At 67.5% G+C, this 462-nt stretch carries 1 pseudogene; it reads right to left on the bottom strand.

Annotated elements, in window-relative coordinates:
• Nucleotides 1–462, bottom strand: a pseudogene (locus F7R02_RS25890) (adhesin); the annotation flags it as partial.

Genomic DNA, 462 nt, shown 5'->3' with positions numbered 1-462 from the left:
GGCCATGCGCATACGCGCTGCCGCCAATCGCCGTGCCGGTGATGTGGTTGGCCACTGCTGCCGTACCGACTGCCGTGGACGTGGCCGCCGGCGTGATGCTGCCGTCCATTGCGGCGGTGGGCGTGCCTTGGACCGCAGTGCTTGCGGAAAGCCCAATTGCAGTGGCCGTCGCTGCAGACGACAGGGCGCTGTCGGCTGTTGCGTCGGTTGCCAGCGCTGCCGACTGCAAGCCATCGGCTGTTGCGTCAACCCGTGCAGTGCGCGCTGTTGCCAGGCGTGCGACAGATGCACGTGATGCAGCTGGTGCCGCGCCACCTCGTGCATCCAGTTCGCTCACCTTGCTGTCCAACGCCGTCAGTGCCGCACCGACGTTGTTGTAGCTGGCGCCCTGGATCACATAGGTCGGCGCCACGAACACGCCTTGCGCACCGATCGCCGCACCGCCGCCAAGGAAGCTGGCCG

Source organism: Xanthomonas cissicola, from assembly GCF_008801575.1.
GTDB classification, from domain to species: Bacteria; Pseudomonadota; Gammaproteobacteria; order Xanthomonadales; family Xanthomonadaceae; genus Xanthomonas; species Xanthomonas cissicola.
The sequence above is the reverse complement of the archived record's forward strand: the minus strand, read 5'-3'. Positions and strand labels throughout refer to the sequence as shown.